Origin of the sequence: Shewanella aquimarina (assembly GCF_023349185.1) — a bacterium.
Classification (GTDB): Bacteria; Pseudomonadota; Gammaproteobacteria; order Enterobacterales; family Shewanellaceae; genus Shewanella; species Shewanella aquimarina.
This window is the reverse complement of record NZ_JAKIKY010000008.1, coordinates 1-19760: the sequence shown is the minus strand read 5'-3', so window position 1 is coordinate 19760 and position 19760 is coordinate 1. Positions and strand designations below refer to the sequence as shown.

At 52.5% G+C, this 19760-nt stretch carries 20 protein-coding genes; 10 read left to right on the top strand and 10 right to left on the bottom strand.

Going from position 1 to position 19760, the window contains the following annotated elements; genetic code table 11:
- Positions 1–22 precede the first annotated feature (22 nt).
- Complete coding sequence (locus L2731_RS11145) at positions 23–694, bottom strand: fumarate reductase cytochrome b subunit (protein WP_239852957.1); 672 nt, start codon at positions 692–694, stop codon at positions 23–25.
- A gap of 155 nt (positions 695–849) precedes the next feature.
- Entirely contained in the window at positions 850–1572 is a 723-nt protein-coding gene (locus L2731_RS11140) for a fumarate reductase cytochrome b subunit (RefSeq protein WP_041510759.1), read from the bottom strand.
- A gap of 357 nt (positions 1573–1929) precedes the next feature.
- Here L2731_RS11140 and prmA point away from each other — a divergent pair, with 357 nt between their 5' ends.
- The 4 genes from prmA to ric all read left to right on the top strand — a co-directional run bounded on the left by prmA (position 1930) and on the right by ric (position 5226).
- On the top strand, positions 1930–2811 hold the full coding sequence (gene prmA, locus L2731_RS11135) for a 50S ribosomal protein L11 methyltransferase (RefSeq protein ID WP_041510758.1): 882 nt from the start codon (positions 1930–1932) through the stop codon (positions 2809–2811).
- 151 nt (positions 2812–2962) lie between these two features.
- The gene (gene dusB, locus L2731_RS11130; RefSeq protein WP_041510757.1) at positions 2963–3931 is read left to right on the top strand and encodes a tRNA dihydrouridine synthase DusB; all 969 of its coding nucleotides are present in this window, start codon (positions 2963–2965) and stop codon (positions 3929–3931) included.
- A 17-nt stretch (positions 3932–3948) separates the two neighbouring features.
- Positions 3949–4254 carry a DNA-binding transcriptional regulator Fis gene (gene fis / locus L2731_RS11125; protein ID WP_011864135.1) on the top strand — a complete coding sequence of 102 codons (306 nt, stop codon included), beginning with the start codon at positions 3949–3951 and terminating at the stop codon, positions 4252–4254.
- A 255-nt stretch (positions 4255–4509) separates the two neighbouring features.
- Positions 4510–5226: an iron-sulfur cluster repair di-iron protein gene (gene ric, locus L2731_RS11120; RefSeq protein WP_249253160.1), complete on the top strand. Its 717-nt coding sequence runs from the start codon at positions 4510–4512 to the stop codon at positions 5224–5226.
- A 96-nt stretch (positions 5227–5322) separates the two neighbouring features.
- On the opposite strand, the gene L2731_RS11115 is transcribed toward ric, so the two are convergent.
- The 7 genes from L2731_RS11115 to lptM form a co-directional block, all read right to left on the bottom strand.
- Positions 5323–5898, bottom strand: a complete 576-nt coding sequence (locus tag L2731_RS11115) for a HupE/UreJ family protein (protein ID WP_249253159.1) — start codon at positions 5896–5898, stop codon at positions 5323–5325.
- Positions 5899–5991: 93 nt separating this feature from the next.
- Positions 5992–6714: an HAD-IA family hydrolase gene (locus tag L2731_RS11110; RefSeq protein ID WP_283165068.1), complete on the bottom strand. Its 723-nt coding sequence runs from the start codon at positions 6712–6714 to the stop codon at positions 5992–5994.
- Positions 6707–7600 carry a tyrosine recombinase XerC gene (xerC, locus tag L2731_RS11105; protein WP_249253158.1) on the bottom strand — a complete coding sequence of 298 codons (894 nt, stop codon included), beginning with the start codon at positions 7598–7600 and terminating at the stop codon, positions 6707–6709. The genes L2731_RS11110 and xerC overlap by 8 nt, the downstream gene beginning before the upstream one ends.
- Before the next feature lie 7 nt (positions 7601–7607).
- Positions 7608–8246 carry a DUF484 family protein gene (locus tag L2731_RS11100; RefSeq protein ID WP_415837002.1) on the bottom strand — a complete coding sequence of 213 codons (639 nt, stop codon included), beginning with the start codon at positions 8244–8246 and terminating at the stop codon, positions 7608–7610.
- Positions 8243–9082 carry a diaminopimelate epimerase gene (gene dapF, locus L2731_RS11095; protein ID WP_239852961.1) on the bottom strand — a complete coding sequence of 280 codons (840 nt, stop codon included), beginning with the start codon at positions 9080–9082 and terminating at the stop codon, positions 8243–8245. The genes L2731_RS11100 and dapF overlap by 4 nt, the downstream gene beginning before the upstream one ends.
- A gap of 37 nt (positions 9083–9119) precedes the next feature.
- Entirely contained in the window at positions 9120–10364 is a 1245-nt protein-coding gene (gene lysA, locus L2731_RS11090) for a diaminopimelate decarboxylase (RefSeq protein ID WP_249253157.1), read from the bottom strand.
- Between the two features lie 5 nt (positions 10365–10369).
- The gene (gene lptM, locus L2731_RS11085; protein ID WP_249253156.1) at positions 10370–10525 is read right to left on the bottom strand and encodes an LPS translocon maturation chaperone LptM; all 156 of its coding nucleotides are present in this window, start codon (positions 10523–10525) and stop codon (positions 10370–10372) included.
- Between the two features lie 543 nt (positions 10526–11068).
- On the opposite strand from lptM, the gene cyaY reads away from it, so the two are divergent.
- A complete protein-coding gene (gene cyaY, locus L2731_RS11080; RefSeq protein ID WP_041510749.1) occupies positions 11069–11401 on the top strand; it encodes an iron donor protein CyaY in 333 nt (110 codons plus the stop codon).
- Positions 11402–11408: 7 nt separating this feature from the next.
- Here the strand turns inward: cyaY and L2731_RS11075 are convergent, their stop codons facing one another.
- Positions 11409–13829 carry a class I adenylate cyclase gene (locus tag L2731_RS11075; protein ID WP_249253155.1) on the bottom strand — a complete coding sequence of 807 codons (2421 nt, stop codon included), beginning with the start codon at positions 13827–13829 and terminating at the stop codon, positions 11409–11411.
- 209 nt (positions 13830–14038) lie between these two features.
- Here L2731_RS11075 and hemC point away from each other — a divergent pair, with 209 nt between their 5' ends.
- The 5 genes from hemC to L2731_RS11050 all read left to right on the top strand — a co-directional run.
- Positions 14039–14968 carry a hydroxymethylbilane synthase gene (gene hemC, locus L2731_RS11070; RefSeq protein ID WP_249253154.1) on the top strand — a complete coding sequence of 310 codons (930 nt, stop codon included), beginning with the start codon at positions 14039–14041 and terminating at the stop codon, positions 14966–14968.
- 2 nt (positions 14969–14970) lie between these two features.
- Complete coding sequence (locus L2731_RS11065; protein WP_249253153.1) at positions 14971–15702, top strand: uroporphyrinogen-III synthase; 732 nt, start codon at positions 14971–14973, stop codon at positions 15700–15702.
- A gap of 55 nt (positions 15703–15757) precedes the next feature.
- Complete coding sequence (locus L2731_RS11060) at positions 15758–16900, top strand: uroporphyrinogen-III C-methyltransferase (protein WP_249253151.1); 1143 nt, start codon at positions 15758–15760, stop codon at positions 16898–16900.
- Positions 16897–18063 (top strand): heme biosynthesis HemY N-terminal domain-containing protein, encoded by a 1167-nt coding sequence (locus tag L2731_RS11055; RefSeq protein WP_249253149.1) that lies wholly within the window; start codon positions 16897–16899, stop codon positions 18061–18063. Before L2731_RS11060 ends, L2731_RS11055 begins: the two co-directional genes overlap by 4 nt.
- A 290-nt stretch (positions 18064–18353) precedes the next feature.
- A partial coding sequence (locus L2731_RS11050) for a retention module-containing protein (protein ID WP_249253147.1) occupies positions 18354–19760 on the top strand: 1407 nt, incomplete at its 3' end.

The following is a 19760-nucleotide window of genomic DNA, read 5'->3' as shown; positions in this document are numbered from 1 at the left end:
ATCAAATTTAGCTTCTAAGTGATTAGCTGGCGTAGGGCAGGAAGGCGAGCAGAGACGCCAGACCTATGACCACAAACACCACACTCACTATGGTTTTTATTTTTCTAATTCGGGCGCGGGCATCGATGGCGCGTTTTGCTCCCCACTTGATAGCCACACGATAGATGCCGATGGCGGCATGTAACTCGACACACAGGAGCAGCGGCAGATAGACCATCCAAACCCCTTGGTTCCAGATACGATCGGCGCTGCCGATCGGGCCTATGGTTTCCGGTGCACTACCGATCAACCACAGATGCACAGGCAAGAGCAGGAAGATGCCCACTCCGGTGATCGCCTGCCACACCCACAGCTTGGTATCGTCGTGGTGGATCACGCTCATCTGCTGACGTAGCGCCCGCTGCTGCTGCAGGTTCAGTGGCATCTTGTGAACCGCGACCAAGACATGTATCAAGGCCAATAGCGCCACTATGATGGCGATGCCTGACACCACCCAGGGATAGCCATGACCATCGGCGCTGAGAAAACTCAGCTCCATGGTGCGCGCCACAAAGGTCATGGCATCGGCTCCCAGGAGGATCGAGGAAACCAATACCAGATGTGTCCAGAGAAACAGCGCCAAGATGACGCCCGAGACACTCTGACTCATATCGAGCCAACCGCTTACATTATTATTTTTCTTCGCCAGCGACATAGGCACTCCTGTGAATAGTGGGATAAGGGCAAGACAGTGCAAAAGCTAAAAATAGTTAGCCTTAATGTCGCTCACAAACCCAACAAAAACCGTGAGATAGATCAAAACAAAACCCTATACTTTACAATTTGCTAATCTATCTCGCGCCTACACAGTTAAGGCACAAACGGCGTAATTGGCAACACCAGTGATCTGCCAATCATGATGTAAGAGATAAGGCTGAGGATCCCTAGCGTCATCAGATAGATGATCAAGACCTTGATCGCCTTTCTCAGTCCCTTACGGTGACGGATCAGCCCCCACTTCACCGCCACCCGGTACAGGCCGATCATGGCGTGCACTACCACGGCGGGCAGCAACAGGGCATACAGCAGCCAGGCATTGGCGTGATAGACGCGTTCGGCCGACAGGTGCGGACCAATTTCAGGGTTGGTGATCATGGTAAAGATATGCACAGGCGCCAGGAAGAACAGGATGAAGCCCGTGACCAACTGCCAGAACCAGGCATGGCTATCCTTATGTTTAATCCCCTGCATGTGATTACGCAACGCGCGCCATTGACCCAGCTGCGCCGGGAAGCGACGCAGAGCCACCGCCGCATGCAGCATCACCACCACCATGATAAAAATGGAAAATACCTTGGTCACTATCGGCATGCCATGGCCATCACTGCTAAACATGCCGCCTTCGAGAAACTGCACCACCTGATAGAAGGTCTCTTTACCGAAGAGGATGCTCGACTCGAAGTGCAGATGCGCCAACAAGAAACATCCCAATAAGATGCCGGTGGCACTCTGTATTCTGTCAGCCTTGGCCGACCAGGGACTGCCCAAAGCAGCGTAATGTGTGTGTTGGTACTGCAAGCTGTTAACCTTCATGATCTTTCTGCGCCTAGTGTCGGGATCTACACCATACCAACAAGTTTTGAGCTGCCTATACGGATGCCTAAAAAGCGTGAGACACCTCACCATGCCAAGGTGGAACATTTGACGCCGATCACAAACAATATGCCAACAACAAAACAAAGGTAAAACCAATTACCCACTATTAATCAGTAATTTAAACAACCATTTCAAACAATACAATCAATGACAAATCGGTAAAAATAACCAATTGAATTTAGATGCTAATTCCCTCAAATCTCAGTTTCAGCACAGATTCCTCGGCCTTTGCCTTAGGCTTGGTTTACAATAGGGCCATTATTGAACTTATATTGACCTTAGAGAGAAGATCCCATGGCCTGGATCCAGTTAAAGATAGACACAGATAACCAACACGCCGAGCAACTCAGCGACATGCTGATGGAGCTGGGTTCGCTGTCGATCACCTACGAAGATGGTAAAGACACTCCGATCTACGAGCCTAACCTGGGCGAGACTCCGCTATGGAGCCATACGGTGATCACCGCCCTGTTCGAGGCAGACTATGATCTGGCGCCTGTGGTGGAGATGCTTAAGCTACAGCCTTATTTAGGCGCAGACTTTAGCCACAAGATAGAACAGGTCGAAGACAAAGACTGGGAAAGAGAGTGGATGGACAACTTCCACCCCATTCAATTTGGTCGTCGCCTATGGATCTGCCCAAGCTGGCGCGAAGTCCCCGACCCAGACGCAGTCAACGTCATGCTGGATCCCGGCCTAGCCTTCGGTACCGGCACCCACCCAACCACGGCCCTGTGCCTCGAATGGTTGGACAGCCTGGACCTAAAAGATAAAGAGGCGATCGATTTTGGCTGTGGTTCAGGCATTCTCGCCGTCGCAGCGCTCAAGCTGGGCGCCGCCAAGGTTACCGGTATCGACATCGACTACCAGGCGATCGAGGCTTCTAAGGCTAACGCCGAACGTAACCATGTGGCCGACAAGTTAGCCTTGTATCTGCCAGAGGACCAACCGGCCGACCTTAAGGCGGAAGTCCTGGTTGCCAACATCCTTGCCGGCCCGCTACGCGAACTGGCTCCGCTGATCGCCGAAAAAGTACAACCGGGCGGCTTGCTCGCACTCTCTGGTCTGTTAAAGGAACAAGCCGACGAGATCAGCCAGCATTATGCCCAGTGGTTCGACATGGACGCACCAGCTCACAAAGAAGATTGGAGCCGCTTGACAGGCAGACGCAAATAGGGGTAAAAGCCAGCGGCCGCAAGGCCGCCACAGACTTCTCAGCTCGCAAAAGTCAAGCAAAAAAGTTGCTCTCAGGTCATTTATTGACCTTTTCACCGGCTTGAAAAAGGCGTACTATAGCGCCCCTTTGAAGCGCAAGGTGTAATGATTAATGCAGATTGGGCCCTATCAACTGAAGAATCAGCTGATCGTGGCTCCTATGGCAGGAGTCACCGACCAACCCTTCCGAAATCTCTGTTTACGCTACGGTGCCGCCCTGGCCGTATCGGAGATGCTTTCGTCTAATCCCGAAGTGTGGGACACGGACAAGAGCCGACAGCGCATGGCACACGCTGGTGAAGATGGGATTCGCTCAGTACAAATTGCAGGTGCCGACCCCGATATGATGGCCCATGCCGCCGTTGTCAACGTACAACAAGGCGCACAGATCATCGATATCAACATGGGGTGTCCTGCAAAGAAAGTGAATAAGAAGTTGGCAGGTTCGGCACTACTGCAGCAACCAGAGCAGGTAAAAGCAATTTTACAGGCTGTCGTTGCCGCTGTGGATGTACCCGTCACCCTGAAGATTCGCACAGGTTGGGCGCCAGAACACCGAAATGGCGTTCAGATAGCCCAAATTGCGCAAGATTGTGGCATTGCCTCGCTCGCGGTCCATGGCCGTACGCGACAATGCATGTACAAAGGCGATGCCGAGTACGACACGATTCGTGCGATTAAACAGAATGTCTCTATTCCAGTTGTCGCAAATGGCGATATCTGCACTCCAGAGAAGGCACGTCACGTGCTGGACTATACGGGGGCAGACGCCGTGATGATAGGAAGAGGCGCTCAAGGACGACCTTGGCTATTCAGAGAGATCCAACATTACTTGGAAACAGGTAATAAGCTAGCGCCCATTGAAGTGGACGAAAAGCGTCAAGTGATGCTGGAACACCTCAAGAATTTATATGCATTATATGGTGAATACAAAGGGTTACGTATCGCCAGAAAGCATGTTGGATGGTATCTGGACCAAGAAGCGCAGAGATCTTTTAGAGCCGACTTCAATCGGCTGGAAACTGTTGAAGAACAACGTTCCATGTTGGAGCGTTATTTTGATGAATTAGTAAAGAATTAATAAAGAGCAGAATACGAATGTTTGATCAGACAACTCAACCAGAAGCTCATCAGCTTACCGTAGGCAAAATCGAAACCGCTAACGGCACTATCAAGCCTCAGTTACTTCGTGACGCAGTGAAGCGTGCGGTAACTAACTTTTTCGCTCAAATGGACGGCCAGGAAGCCGAAGAAGTTTATGAAATGGTGTTATGTGAAGTTGAAGCACCTCTACTAGATATCATCATGCAACACACCCGTGGCAACCAGACTCGTGCTGCCAACATGCTAGGTATCAACCGTGGTACTCTGCGTAAGAAATTAAAGAAATACGGCATGAACTAAGACCTTCTTAGTTAGCTGTATTAAACGGGCTCACCAGCAATGGTGAGCCCGTTTTGCTTTCAGCCACTTAATGCAAGCCCAACCGTACGAGCCTTCATTCTATTCCACCATCTCGTGCTAGCGCCTTAGCGCACAAATCATGATCTGCCTCAACAAACCCGACTAAATTACTCAAGTTTACGTTGAATTTAATCGGCAATCTCTCTACCATCAAAACACGCTTATTAAATATATCTTTTTAATATTGGAGTCACCATGTCTTTATCTACACAGTCCCCACTGGCCTCAGAATTTGCCGACGAGACGGTTGGCAGCTTAGTGGCTGGCGACTTTCGCCGTGCCCATGTATTTAGCCAATTTGGCATCGATTTCTGCTGTGGCGGCAAGCGCACCCTGGCAAAGGCCTGTGATCGAGCAGGCATAGCACTGGTAGAGGTAGAGGCGGCGCTCCAGGCTGTTAAGGCTGAAGGGATGCAGGAAGATAGCCTGAATCAACTCCCCCTAGTCGAGTTGATCGACTATATCGAGGCGACCCACCATGACTATGTTCGTGATAAAGCCCCCCTGCTAATCGAATATAGCCAGAAGATGGTGCGCGCCCATGGCGAACATTATGACGAGATAAAACCCTTTGCGGGTTGGGTGCGTGCCCTGATAGAAGATCTCATGCCCCACCTGATGAAGGAGGAACAGATCCTCTTCCCGGCCATCCGCGCCATGGCCAATGGCGAACAGGTCAGCGGCTGCTTTGGTCACATAGGAAACCCCATCAACGCGATGGAACATGAGCATGATGAGGCCAGCGAGATCGTCGAGCGCCTGAGAGCCCTCACCAACGACTTCACGCCGCCGGCCCACGCCTGCACCACTTGGCGCATCTGCTACGCCACCCTGAAAGAGTTTGTCGCCGATCTGCAGCAGCACATACATATCGAGAACAACATCCTCTTCCCTAAGACCCTAGCGATTTAAAACATAGCCATTCAACAATTAGCTATTTAAAGCTTATTTATCTATCACTTAGCAAGAGAAGGGGCGCAGCAACTAGCGCCCCTATCCAATCGGGCCCTAGATGCCGACAATCAGATAGCCACCGACCAAGGCGATCACACCACCACTAAGGCGCAGAAGCGGCAGCTTGCGACTCAGGTGCTGCATTATGATACCCAGCGCCACACCGAGCAGATGGATCACAGCGGTTCCCGTGAGGAAACCTAACGCATAGAGCACCGGGCTGGCTAAGGCCGGCATCTCGGCGCCGTGAGCATGACCATGAAAGATGGCAAACAGCCCCACAAATCCCATGGCAAGTAGCAGCGGAATCTGTCGACCCAAGGCGATAGCCAGACCAAGCAGCAATACAGACAAGGCAATTCCCAACTCTACCAGTGGCAGCTCTACCCCATAGAGTCCTAAGATGCCACCCACTAACATGAAGGCCATGAAGGCCAGCGGTACGGTCCAGATCGCTCGCCCACCCAGCTGAGTACTCAACAGGCCCACGCTAAGCATGGCCAAGAGGTGGTCAAAGCCCAATACGGGATGATTAAAGCCTGTCATAAAGCCGGCACCATGAGTGATGCCATGGGCAAACACCGGCGTTGTCCACGCCAGCAGCAATAGGGGAAGTAACCTTGTACGCATGAGTCCTCTCTATCCTTGAAATGATAGCGCTGACAATAGAGGAAATGAGATTAATGGACTGTGACGCTTAGCTAAAAAGTATAAATAAGTGCCCTAGTCAATAAGCGCTAGGAGAACGTCCAAAGTGCTACAGGTAATATGAGGAAGTTGCCCCTGGGCGTTTTTCTGTGGCTCTCTCCCGACCGCAGGGTTGAGCCAGGCAGATTGACACCCCGCTCGGCGTGCTCCCTGAACATCGGCCTTAAAGCTATCGCCCAGGTGCAAGAGCTGCTCACAATCGATATCGAGCCGATGACAGGCCTGATAGAACATATCGGGATAGGGTTTCATGCGGGTGCCATTGCCTGGGTGCAGGACAAACTCCAGCACCTCACCCAGTCCAATCCGCTGGGCATCGACATTGCCATTGGTGATGCCAACCAAGGGATAATGCCGCGCCAGACGAGTGAGCTTGGCGATGATCTCGGGCGCAACGGTAAAATCGGAGCGCTGCTCCACAAAGTAGGCTAAGGCCTGCTGCGCTGCCTCTGCTGCGGTCTTGCTGGCATAACCTAAGGTCATCAATCCCTGCTCCAGCGTCGCCAGACGCGCGGCCGAGGTGTCATGTGCCAGCATGGGCGTTTGCTGGATAAGCTGACGCTTCAAGGCCTGCCAGTCATCCAGGCCCCAATCTTGGGTTACCGGATGCTTCTCGGCCAGGTAGCTCAGCAGGCGCCTCTCGGCCGCCATGATGATGGGCCGATTGTCATACAGGGTATCGTCCAGGTCGAAGCTGATCGCCTTGAAGGGGCGCAGACCTATGGCCACACTAACCATTGCCACCTCGCTTCTTGGCTCTAGGGTGAGCGCCGTCATAGACCTTGGCAAGATGTTGAAAATCCAGGCTGGTGTAGACCTGAGTCGTCGACAGATTGGCGTGGCCAAGCAGTTCCTGCACCGCCCTGAGATCGGCACTGGATTCCAGCATGTGAGTCGCAAAGGAGTGACGCAGTTTGTGGGGATGCACCCGGGCGTTTAACCCCTGCTGCTGACCCCACTTGTTTAGCCTGGCCTGAATGCTTCGGTGGGCGAGGCGTTTACCCTTGGCGGTCACAAACAGGGCATCGTCCTCACAGGGCAGGCTTGCTCGCACCTTGAGCCAGTCGTCGATGGCAGTCAGCGCCATGCTACCTATGGGCACGATACGCTCCTTGCTGCCCTTACCCATGACTTTCACCTGATGCTCACCGCTGGCAATATCCCGGGTATCCAGGGCCGCCAACTCCGCCAGGCGCAAGCCAGAAGAGTAGAACAGCTCCATGATCGCCTTGTCTCGCAGCGCTAAAGGATCGTCCCCCTCGATAGCCAGAAGATGGGTCACAGAGTCGAGATCCATGTTCTTAGGCAGGGGCTTTTGCTGCTTGGGGGCGCAGAGGTTAAGGCTGGGATCTTTACTGATATAGCCCTCTTGCAGCAGATAGTGACAAAACTGCTTAAGGGCCGAAAGCGTCAGGGCGATGGAGCGAGGCCCGAGCCCCTTACGGTGCAGCTTATTGAGCACGGCTTGCAGCTGCTCGTCACTCACCTCGCCCCAGGCAAGATCTTGAGGTAAGAGCTCGCCAACCCGGTCGAGCTCGAAGCGATAATTTCTGACCGTGTGGGGAGAGAGCTGCCGCTCGTTCGCCAAATAAGAGACAAATTCCTTCACCCAGTCGACTGACATAGCGATATCACAACTTAGGTAGCAGGTGATCGAGCAACTGTTTTAGCTGATCCAGCAAGAGGTTATCCATTTCGGGATGGAAATGCATAGGGTCTTGGCTGGCGATAGCAAAGATCACCTGGCCACACTGCTGTGACAGGCGGGACAGCGCCACCGAGCCCACCTCGCAGCCAAACAGACGCTTAGATTCGTTCTGGGTAAGACGGCCGAAGTAGTAGCCCTGTTTCAGGCGCTCACTCCAGATATTGGACAATTCACTGTCGATATCATGGACGGTGATCAGCCGCACATGGGTAAACTGAAACTGCTGCTGTAACTCGCTCGACAGTATCTGTCTTAATTCCCCCAGATCTTCGGCCTGCAACAGCTTGAGTGACAAGGCGGTATTGAACATATAGATCTGTTCGTTACGCGAGGCCATGGACAGTAGCGAGGTGATCTCCTCTTCGAGTTGCGTCACCCTGGCTCTCAGCATCTCCTGACGACGCTCCACCAGTGAGACGGCACCACGCTGCTCATGGGGGATTCGCATCGCAAGTAGCAACTCTGGGTAGCGGGTGAAGAAGTCGGGATTGTCGAGCAAATACTCGCGGATCAAGACTTCATCGAAGGGCAACTCGGCTTTTTTGTTCATCGCATCATTCATTGCTGTATCTGTCCATCGTATACATGTTCAGCAGGCCCCGTCATCCATAGGGGCTTACCCTCGCCTTCCCAATTAATGGTTAAGCTACCACCGGGCAGGTCGACCCGCACGCGTCTGGCCAGCTTGCCTTGCAACTGACCCACGACCACGGCCGCACAGGCGCCGCTGCCACAGGCCAAGGTTTCGGCCGCGCCGCGCTCATATACCCTAAGTTTAATATGGTTTGCATCGACCACCTGCATGAACCCCACGTTCACCCCCTTGGGGAAACGCTCATGCTTGGTCAGCAAGGCACCGATCCGCTCGACGTCGGCATTCGCCACGTCATCGACCTCGAGCACGCAGTGGGGATTACCCATAGACACGGCGCCACACAAGAAGGTTTGCATCCCCTCAGGCATATCGGCCTGCAACAGGTAGGTCTTTTCCGCCTTCTTGGCGTTGAAAGGAATCTTACTGGGTTCTAGCACAGGGATACCCATATTGACCGTGACGCTGCCGTCACGCTCGAGGCGCAAGGTCATCTTTCCCGATGAGGTGCTGACCTTAATTTTCTGCTTATGGATCAGCCCCTTGCTCTTGACGAAGCGAGCAAAACAGCGCGCGCCGTTACCACACTGTTCGACTTCGCTACCATCGGCATTGAAGATGCGATAATGAAAGTCCAGGTCAGGATCATAAGGCGGCTCCACTAACAGAAGCTGATCGAAACCTATGCCGAAATTGCGATCCGCTAAGCGCTTTATCTGCTCGGGCGAGAAATAGACATTCTGCGTCACGCCATCGACCACCATAAAATCATTGCCTAAACCATGCATCTTGGTGAAATGGATCAAAAGTGTTTTCCTTCAATAAATAACCAGCCTCCCTTGCTTAAGGGAGGAGTTGTTCACCTTGCCACAATTGAGCGATTTTTTCTCGCTCTCTCACCAAATAATGACGATCGCCATCCACCATCACCTCGGCGGCGCGAGGACGGGAGTTATAATTTGATGCCATGGTAAAGCCATAGGCGCCCGACGAGCGCACCGCTAGAAGATCGTTTGCTGCGATATTGAGCGCCCTGTCTTTACCTAAGAAGTCGCCAGTCTCACACACTGGGCCCACCACGTCATAATGACGGGTCTCACCCGGGCGAGGAACCACGGGAATGATCTTCTGCCAGGCGCTATACAAGGAAGGACGGATCAGGTCGTTCATCGCACCGTCGACTAGAGCAAAATTCTTATCGGCATTCTCTTTCAGATAGAGCACCTGAGTCACAAAAATACCGGCATTTGCGGCGATGGCGCGGCCCGGCTCGAAGATAAGTTTCAGGTCGCGTCCCGCGAGCTTGGCCAGCAAGGCACTGGCATAGGCACTTGGCTCAGGCGGCTGTTCACCATCATAGGTCACGCCCAAGCCGCCGCCCACATCCAGATGAGCAATCTTAACGCCCTGCTCTGCCAGACGATCGATAAGGGCTAACATACGATCCATGGCATCGAGGAAGGGTTGCAATTCGGTTAGCTGTGAACCGATATGACAATCGGCGCCCTTCACCGCCAAGCCAGCTAATGTATTGGCCCGCAGGAAGATCGCCTCGGCTTCTTCCATGGCGATGCCAAACTTATTCTCTTTAAGACCGGTGGAAATATAGGGATGGGTTCCGGCGTCCACATCAGGGTTCACCCGTAGCGACACAGGTGCGACCTTACCCAGCCTCAGGGCGACCTCGTTTAGCTGCTCAAGCTCGGCGGCCGACTCGACATTAAAACAGTAGATCCCCGCCTCCAGCGCCATCTCCATCTCGGCAACCGTCTTGCCGACGCCGGAGAAGACCACCTTACTCGCCTCTCCACCTGCTTCTAATACCCGAGCGAGTTCGCCGCCGGAGACTATATCGAAACCACTCCCCAGCCGGGCTAACACATTCAACACCGCCAGATTCGAGTTGGCCTTCACCGCATAGCAGATCATGTGCGGATGGTCGGCAACCGCATTGTCGAAGGCATGCCAGTGACGCTCTAACGTGGCGCGCGAATAGATATAAAGGGGGGTGCCATAGGTGTTGGCGAGTTCGGCAACGGCACATTGCTCGGCATGGAGCTCGTCTTGTTGATAAAGAAAGTGATCCACTTGGCTTAGTCCTTATTGTTCTTCTGCTGGGTTGCTGATGTGGACTGCTCCACCTGCGCCTTCTGGTTGTCTTCCTGTTCTGGCGATTTGTACAGAGGCCCCTTCTGTCCGCAGGCACTCAGCACAAAACTCGCCAACAACATAAACAAAATCGGTTTCATCTTATTCAACATCAGACATTCCAGTATCGAGGGGATCACACACGGTAGCCAAGGGCTCCGCACCTTTTTTAATCATGTTTCTCATGATTGTATGCGCTATCGAGGCTAGAGGGGAGAAAAAGATGATTTTTACCCCAAACAGGATAAATCCCCGCCAAAGCCTATAAAAATCTATATTTCATATGTCTGCCATCATCAGGAAAAAACGAATTCCCTAAGCTGCGCAGGCAGGCATTATCACCATCAAACAGTGTGCTCATCCGGCTTGGGACTCGCCCTTGCACAATCAATATAGAGTCTGTCTGATGTTTGCAGAGATAGGGTTAAAACGTCAAGCTTAACCCAGACTAAAAACCCCGAATATGAATATTTTTATTCATTCTCGTGCCAAGGGCAGCCTGCCCTTATCCCAGAGTGGTAAATGAAACTCCTGTTCCACATAAAACCTTAACTGCACCCAGACCTGGCCAAAGTTAGATATTTAGTAAAATTGGTATTACTATGTGGGCTCTGCAACAACCCACTCCACTGAAGGATGCCCAGATGGCAATGACAGATTCCGAGTACCATAAGCTCGCCGACGAAATGTTTAACGCCCTTGAAGATGCCATAGAGAACGCAATCGATGAGCAAGATGCCGATATCGACATCGATGCCTCAGGCAATGTTTTGCAACTCGAGTTTCAGGACAAGTCCAAGATCGTCATCAATAAGCAAGAGCCCCTGCATCAGATTTGGGTGGCGACACAGTTTGGCGGATACCATTTCTCTTACGTCGATGGCAAATGGTTAGATGAGCGCAGCGATGCTGGCGAATTTATGCCCTTCGTGCTCGCCTCTATCCTGCGTCAAGGTGGCATAGCGCTGAGCCTATAAGACGGCGTTAAAATTCGATGGCTGCCTCATCGGCGTTGACCCCAAAGGGCTGCGCCTCCAGTCGGCCATCGACTCTTACCAGACGGAAAAACTGCGGTAGATTAAAGCGTTCGTTATCCAGATAAGAGTCGGCAAAGGCGTGATGGTGGCTCACCTGACTCACCAGCTCTTCCAGGTTATTCCCCGGCTGAACATAATGATTCAGCTCATTTTTTTCATCGAGCACAAACACGTCTATCCCTTCCTTACCCGGCCGCAGGAAGTATTGAATCGCACCTATGGCGGCAAAATCTTGGATCACTTCAGGGATCTTACTAAAAGGCTCGTTGCCGAGATCCGGCCGCGGCAGCTCCAGCATACGTTGCTTGGAGAGTCGCTGATAGAAGGCCGTTGACTCACTCAGATCCTGATACACCATGCCCTTAGAGTTGAAAAACAGGCCATATTTAATGCCACCCACCTGAAGCGGATGCACCATGGTCGACGAGGTTTTCGCCTTGGTACACATGCGATTTGCTCTGTGAACCAGCTGGCTGATGCTGCGCTCGATCTGCGAACTTAACCGGCTGGAACAGCTCACCACATCCACCTTCACCGGCTGAGCCGCCCTCTGCATGCCGGGCGTAATATGAACCAGGGCATCTAAGATGGCCTCGTTGCCTTCAAAGTGATGGCAATGCCATTCTCCCCAGCTGTTTTGGCAGATCACATCCAACGACTGCACCATGTTCTTATGATGGCGACCCATGGAGAAAATATTGGCATTCATATAGTCGAAAATGATCTCCTGTCCCCGCCACAACTCGGTCTCATCGCGATTAAAATTAATCAGAAAAAGCAGCTGGCGAAAATGCCATGGCTGACACAGATCCAGCTTGGATGCCCGCCAGCGACGCTCCGACATGATAGTTGGCAGGCGCTTGGCCGCCTTGGTGAGCGCCCTGTCATGCCCCTTACCCTCACCGAAGGCATACCATTGTGTTTGAGCGGTCGACACACCATTCAGGCTGGCCCAAATCAATAGCTTAGCCTTGCTATGGGAGTGACATACCGCTCGATTCCCCATGAAGTTTTTCGACTCTGGCGTGCAGCGATAGAGGTAATATTCCTTGGAGTTGTGGCTATAGATCACCGTCAGGTGCGCCTCGGCCACGGATCGCGTCCAGAGCCGATTGAGGCTGATGATCTGCTTATCATCCTCACTAAAATAGGTGTGTAGCTTACGGGTCAATAGGCCCAGCTCGGAGATCTTCAGGCTGTCACTCAACTTGTTGGCCGAGGCAAATTGCAGCAGGGTCTGGTAGCAGCCAAGCATCAACTCATTGAGTTGTTCGTTGAACCACTGTAGCTGGCCACAGTGCCAGCTGGCGCACTGATCTAAGGTGCGCAGCAAATTGTCAGACCAGGCCCAACGCGTCACCAGCGACTGCAACTTGTAGTAGCGCCAGTCTTTAGGGTGTTCGGCGACCGTCAGCCTGATACCACATTTCAAATAGAAACAACGGCGTACAATCTCGAGGCGCCTCTTATCTCCCTTGTATTCCAGATAATGTTCGATCGATTGATACAGCAGAAAATAGGCATCGTTGAAAGCCGAAAAATCCCCTGCCAGGGTACGCTGCCAAACCTGGGTGGTCACCAGATTACTATTGGGATAATCGCTGGCATAAGCCTCCAGCAGCATTACCTTGAGCAGCGCCTTATGGGGCTTGTCCAAGCCTTTATAGAGCTGCCACAGGGAGGCGCCAAAGTACTCACTGGCGGGCAAATTACTCACGTCCCCCAGGAAGAGATGACTCTCTATCGCCTCCGCCCCCGGCCACCATGCAACCCGCTTACCACCGAGGCAGATGTGGCTGCGGTAAAACTCTTCGAGCAGCAACCAGTGCTGCACACTGCCACTGTTTTCACAGCCGAGGCTGGCAGCCTGATATACGCCTTCGCCACTGCTGGCAAGAAACTGTTTCGGATGAACCAGATAGATATTCACTTCGAGATCGTGTTGGCCAAACCAGGCCGTCAGTCGCTGGGACTTTTCCTGCAGGGAGGCAATTTCATCTTCGGCCAGGGTCGGGTCATACACCAACCAAACGTCGATATCACTCTTAGGGTTCTGGCCGAAGCTGGCGGTGCTGCCCATGGTGTAGACGCCATAGATGGCACTCTGCTGCTGGTGAATCACCTGCGGCTCGCTGAGCCCAAGGGTGTCGCAGGCCTCTAGGGCATCATCACTGGGAAAGTATTCGAATATGCCGCTAGGCGTCATGGGGCCGTTATAGCCGGGATAGTCGCTACGATGATAATGAAACAGCACAGGGATCAGTTGCATCAAATGACGCTGCAGGGGCGTCAATATGGCAAGCGCACGTGCTAAACGTACCTTGTTTAAGCGCTCCGCCGTTGCGATAAAATGCTCTTGCTCTTTCAATTTCAAGCAACCTAGTCAATTTAGCTCACCTATAGCATGCTAACAGCTTAGACAAAAACAGCAAGTATATGAGAGCTGGATCACACTTTTTCCTCATGGCGCTAAAATGGTAAACGGGTGAACTTCAAAGAATCGACAGGCATTTCTTACATATAGCAATAAGCAATGTTAGCATTAGCGCAACTATGGCCTCTGATGGAATATCGAGCATGTCTCAAAACGTCATTCGTATCGCTACACGTAAAAGTCCACTGGCAATGTGGCAAGCTGAATTTGTTAAAGCCGAACTAGAAAAAGCCCATGAGGGATTGGTCGTCGAACTCCTACCTATGAGCACCAAAGGGGATGTCATTCTGGACACGCCATTGGCAAAAGTAGGCGGTAAAGGCTTGTTCGTTAAAGAGTTGGAAGTTGCCATGCTCGAAGGCAAGGCCGATATCGCCGTGCACTCGATGAAAGATGTGCCGGTCGACTTCCCCGAAGGCCTGGGACTGCAGGTGATCTGCGAGCGCGAAGATCCACGTGATGCCTTCGTCTCTAATACCTATAAAAACATAGAAGAGTTGCCACAGGGCGCCATCGTCGGCACCTCGAGCCTGAGACGCCAATGCCAGATCCGTGCGGCACGTCCTGACCTAAAAATTCGCGACCTGCGTGGCAACGTAGGCACTCGTCTGGCGAAACTCGATGCCGGTAACTACGACGCCATCATCTTGGCAGCAGCCGGTCTAAAACGCCTGAAACTAGAGGAGCGTATCGCCAGCTTTATCTCGGCGGAAGACTCGCTACCTGCTAACGGCCAGGGCGCCGTGGGTATCGAATGTCGCACCGACGATGAGCGCGTCAAGGCACTGTTGGCACCACTCGAACATACAGAGACACGCTATCGTGTCATCGCCGAGCGCGCCATGAACACTCGCCTTGAGGGTGGCTGCCAGGTACCTATCGGCGCCTACGCCGAAATCGACGGTGACACCCTGTCGCTACGCGGCCTGGTGGGTAACCCAGATGGTAGCCAGGTGATCCGCGGCGCGACCAGCGGTTCTAAGCAAGATGCGGAGCAGCTGGGTATTGCACTGGCCGATGAGCTGCTGTCTAAAGGCGCCAAAGCCATTTTAGATGCGGTATACGCCAAGTAAAAATGAAGCTACTACTGACGCGCCCAGAAGGGCGCAATCAGTCTATGGCCGAGGCATTGTCACAGCGTGGCGTGCCTTTTACCATAGCGCCGTTACTTCAGGTCGTCGCTAACGACGCCGCCGACCATGAGCACAAGAAAAAGCTATTTTATCAGTCTGACATCATCATCTTTATCAGCACCAACGCGGTAGAGTATGCCGATACCGCCCTGGCGTCAGATTGGCCGAAGGATAAGCAATATTTTGCGGTCGGTCAGGCAACCTACGCTGCCCTGCAAGCCAAAGGCATTACCGCCACCGAGGCCCCCGAGTCTTGTCAGCAAACTGAAGGCCTACTCACCTTACCTTCACTCCAGGCCTTAACGGCTAAGCGGATCACCATAGTCAGAGGCGTTGGTGGCAGAGAAGCCCTGGCTAGTGCGCTAGCAGAGCGAGGGGCACAGGTGGACTACTGGGAGGTCTATCGCCGCGCCTGCCCTGAATTCGATCCCAGCACCGCCTTTGAATGGCAAGCGCAAGCGATTGACACCATAGTCATTACCAGTGGTGAAATTCTGGCTAACCTAATTACACTTGTACCTAAAGAATTATTTGCTTGGCTGCACGCATGTCATATTATAGTGCCCAGCGAACGTGTCTATAACCAAGCCATCGCGGCAGGTTTTACACGGGTCACCAATGCAAAAGCAGCAAACCGCGACGCAGTACTCACAGCCTTAGGTTTACAGGATTAAACCTTCTTACTCAGCTGCTCGCCGATGTCGCCCTCGTCTTCAAGGATCTGCCTAAATGGACAAAAATACCCAAGAGAGTAAAGCGGTCGCCACCACAGAGCACGATGAGTCTATCGATGCGACCTTTACCGAGACGCCACAGGCCAACTCGACGACTTCCCAGGAGGCTAAGCCTGCTTCGTCTGGCGGTGGGGTTTCCTGGGGATTCCTCTTTAATCTGGTATTTATCTTGTTGCTCCTATTTGCCACGGCAACCGGTGGTTTCTACCTGTATCAGGAGTTAACCCAGCAACAGGAAAAGACGGTCGCGCTGGCTAAGCAGTTGCAACAGGGTCTCGACGACCCGCGCACCCGCATCACCCATCTGGAACAGCAGCAACGCACCTCAGAAAATCAATTCGATCAAAAGCTTGCCCAGCTACAGGCTAAACAGAATGAGGTGCAGGACCAAGTCAACAAACTGGCTCAGCGTAATCCTAATCATTGGATGGCAGAAGAGGCCAAGTATCTGGTCAGAATGGCCGGCAATAAGCTTTGGTTAGAGAAAGATCCCCAGACGGCGCTGAGTCTCTTAGAGGCTGCGGACGATCGCATCGAAACCATGAAAGATCCTTCGCTGACGCCGATCCGCAAAGCCCTGGCACGGGACATGAGCGATGTCGCCGCCATCAAGAGTACCGATGTCGCCGGCACAGTGCTTAGCCTAGACACCATCATAGAGCGCCTGCCGAAACTAAAGGTTAACCGTAGCGAATCCAAGATCAACGCCAGAGACGATTCCCTGCAAGTCACCGAGTCTATCGACGACTGGCAGACCAATCTGGCCAAGTCCTGGCAGGCACTCATCGAAGAGTTTGTCATCATACGCAAGCGCACCACTGACCCAGCACCGCTACTGGCACCCGATCAACAGTGGTATCTTGTTGAAAATATTCGCAACAAACTCCTACAGGCCCAGTTGGCTCTGTTCCGTCAGGATCAGGTGAACTATCGTCAGTCGGTAACCCTCGCCAGAAAGTGGATCTTCCAGTACTTCGCTCTCGACGATAACAAAACCGAGCAGACACTGGCCGCCCTGGATGCCTTGGCCACGCTGGAAATCCAGTCGCCCACCATAGAACAATTTGCCGCCACGCCGCTGCTACAGCAACTGGTCTCAAATGGCAGCCTAATTAAAGCTCGGGAGACATCGCTATGATAAGAGCCTTGATCTACCTGGTAATCGTCATAATAGGGTTAATCGCCAGCCCCTATCTGTCCTGGCTAAAGGGTTATATCTATATCGCCATCGGCGACTATGAACTGGAAACCAGCCTAGTATTTGCCATGTTTGCTGCCGTCATGTTTTACGTGGGCCTGGTCTTGCTGGAAATGCTGGTCGTCTGGAGCGTGAACCTGGTCCTAAACAGCCGTCTGTTACCGGAAAAGTGGCGCCGTAAGGCGGCTAGAAAACATACCCTGACCGGCGCCCTGGCGTTGGCAGAAGAGGACTGGTCCACCGCCGAAAAAGCCATGGCCCGCGGGGCTGACAAGGGTGAGATCCCGGCTTTGAACCTGTTAGCGGCCGCCCGCGCCGCCCAACATAGAAATGATCATGACGCCCGCGACCATTACCTCAACGAGGCGGCAAAAGACCCTGCTGCATACAAGGCTGTACTCACCACTAGGGTTAGATATCTACTTCAACAGGGTGAACTCACCCGGGCACGCGCACTACTGGACGAGCTCAATCCAACCAGCAAGAGTAAGCCGCCTGTGTTAGGGTTGGCGCTCGATCTCTACCGTGCCCAGGAGGATTGGTCAGCCCTCAAGCTGTTGCTTCCCATAGTTAAGAAGCGAGGGATTATCGACGAGACAGAGCATCAGCAGCTCAACGCCGAAGTGAATCTGGCCCTGCTCAAGCAAGCTGCGGGGCAGAACGAACAGGCATTAGAAAAAGCCTGGCACTGGCTTAGCCGAGTAGAACGCAAACAAACCGAGTTTATTGCACAATATGCCCTGGGTCTGGCCAAATTCGAGCGCAGAGACGAGGCGATCAAGCTCTTGATGAAGCAGGCAAAACAGCAACCGACGCAGGCGATCTTCGACGCTCTTCCCCAGGTATTGACCCCCGCCGATCTCGACGCAAGAAAGCAACTTTTTGAACTTGAAAAGAAACTCGGCGAACAAACCGAATACCAAGCCTGTATCGCCGCCCTGTATGATCAGAGTAAGGAGTTCAGAGAGTCACAGAAATGGTGGTTAAGAGTCTGTCAACAATCCCCCACTAAACAGCGTTGGCTGGCGCTTGCCGAGGCCTGCGAACACCTGGGAGAACAGAACCAGGCGCTACAAAATTACCGTAAAGCGGCAATTTTTTGACGCTTTCTTATACTGTTTTTAGATAAGAAACCACCATCACTGGTGGTTTTTTGTTTTTAAAGGAGTCCCTAACTTGCTTCCTTCCATATAACCCTCTCTAAAACAATCAATTAGTTGTACTTTTATCAAAACACTGTATTTTCCCCTATTTTTCGCTTAATTGCCGCTATTTGACAGCTATTCAATGCCAACCACACTTAAAGAGATAAACCAGGTGGGTATACCAATAGCAAGCGCAAAACAGAACTCTTTTGCTCTTGATTTTACATTTAGTAGAGCGAGAAATGATTATGGGTGCTTCAATCACAACACAGGATGCAGTAGTTGTTAACCTTGTAGGCGAACTCAAGGTTAAAGATGAACAAGGAAATATCAGAGAGGTAAAAATAGGCGACCTGATCCATGCCGGGGAGCAACTTATATTTTCACCCAATGTTAAGTTTAATCTTGAATATGAAGATGGCTCATCAACGACCCAAGCCAACTTGATGCAAGATACACTTAATCAAGACACAAGGGTCAGCAATGCTACCAGCCAGGGACAACAGAATGACGCCGCGCCCGAAACCGATACGCCAGTAGCTCTGGATCCCGAAATCGCCGCACTGCAAGCCCAGATACTAGCCGGTGATGATCCGACCCAAGGACTCCCAGAAACAGCGGCCGGAGCCGGTACTGGCGGTAATGAAGGTGGATCCGACTTCGTCTCCATCGGCAGAGCCGGCGATGAGACACTTGCCGATGCGGGCTGGGACACAACAGGTTTCCCACTGACATCGGATACCACGGTTGAAGAAGTGATCATTCCCGAGCTTCAACCCACGCCAACGGTATCCTCTGCGACCTTCTCGCTATTTGAGGCCAATCTGGCGCAGGGTAGCTCACCGTCTGCCCTATTAACCAGTTTTGCCAACAGTATTCAAACCGCAGCAGATGCAGGCATTAGTAGCCTCACCATTAATGGCATCAACATCATTAGTGGCGGCCAATTTGCCGGTCCTATAGTGATCAATACTCCAAACGGTGTCCTCACCATTACAGGCTTTGACAGCGCATCGGGACAATTTACCTACGACTATGCTTTCAATAGCGCAGCCGATCACAGCGCAGGCGATCAACTGCAATTCCTGTTCAACATTGAACTGATCGATAATCAGGGTGCTGTCGCCACAGGTACCATTACAGTCAATATTATCGACGATCAACCTACAGGACTCGCCGACAGCAACGCCGTCACAGAAGATTCGGCCACCGTGGCAACAGGCAACTTGCTCGTAAATGATACTCTGGGTGCAGACTCAGCTCAGGTTACAGCCGTCACCAATAGCCAAGGCACCTCCATCAACCTTGGTGAGATCAATAGCATCCAAGGCCAGTTCGGGGTACTCACCCTGTTTGCCGATGGCAGCTATAGCTATCAACTCAACAATGGCTCCAACTCAGTACAGTCACTTGCGCTCGGTGAGCAGATAACAGAAACCTTTAATTACCTGCTAACCGACAGCGACGGCGACGCGGTACTCGTCCCACTGACCATTACCATCACGGGTACTAACGATCTTCCAATACTGACAATTGACGGCCTAGGCGGCGTGACGGAAGATGCCAGCAACCCTAACCTGACCGACAGCGGCGCCCTCAGCTTCACCGACGTGGATGTCAACAACACCCACAGCGTCACCGAGGTCTACAACAAT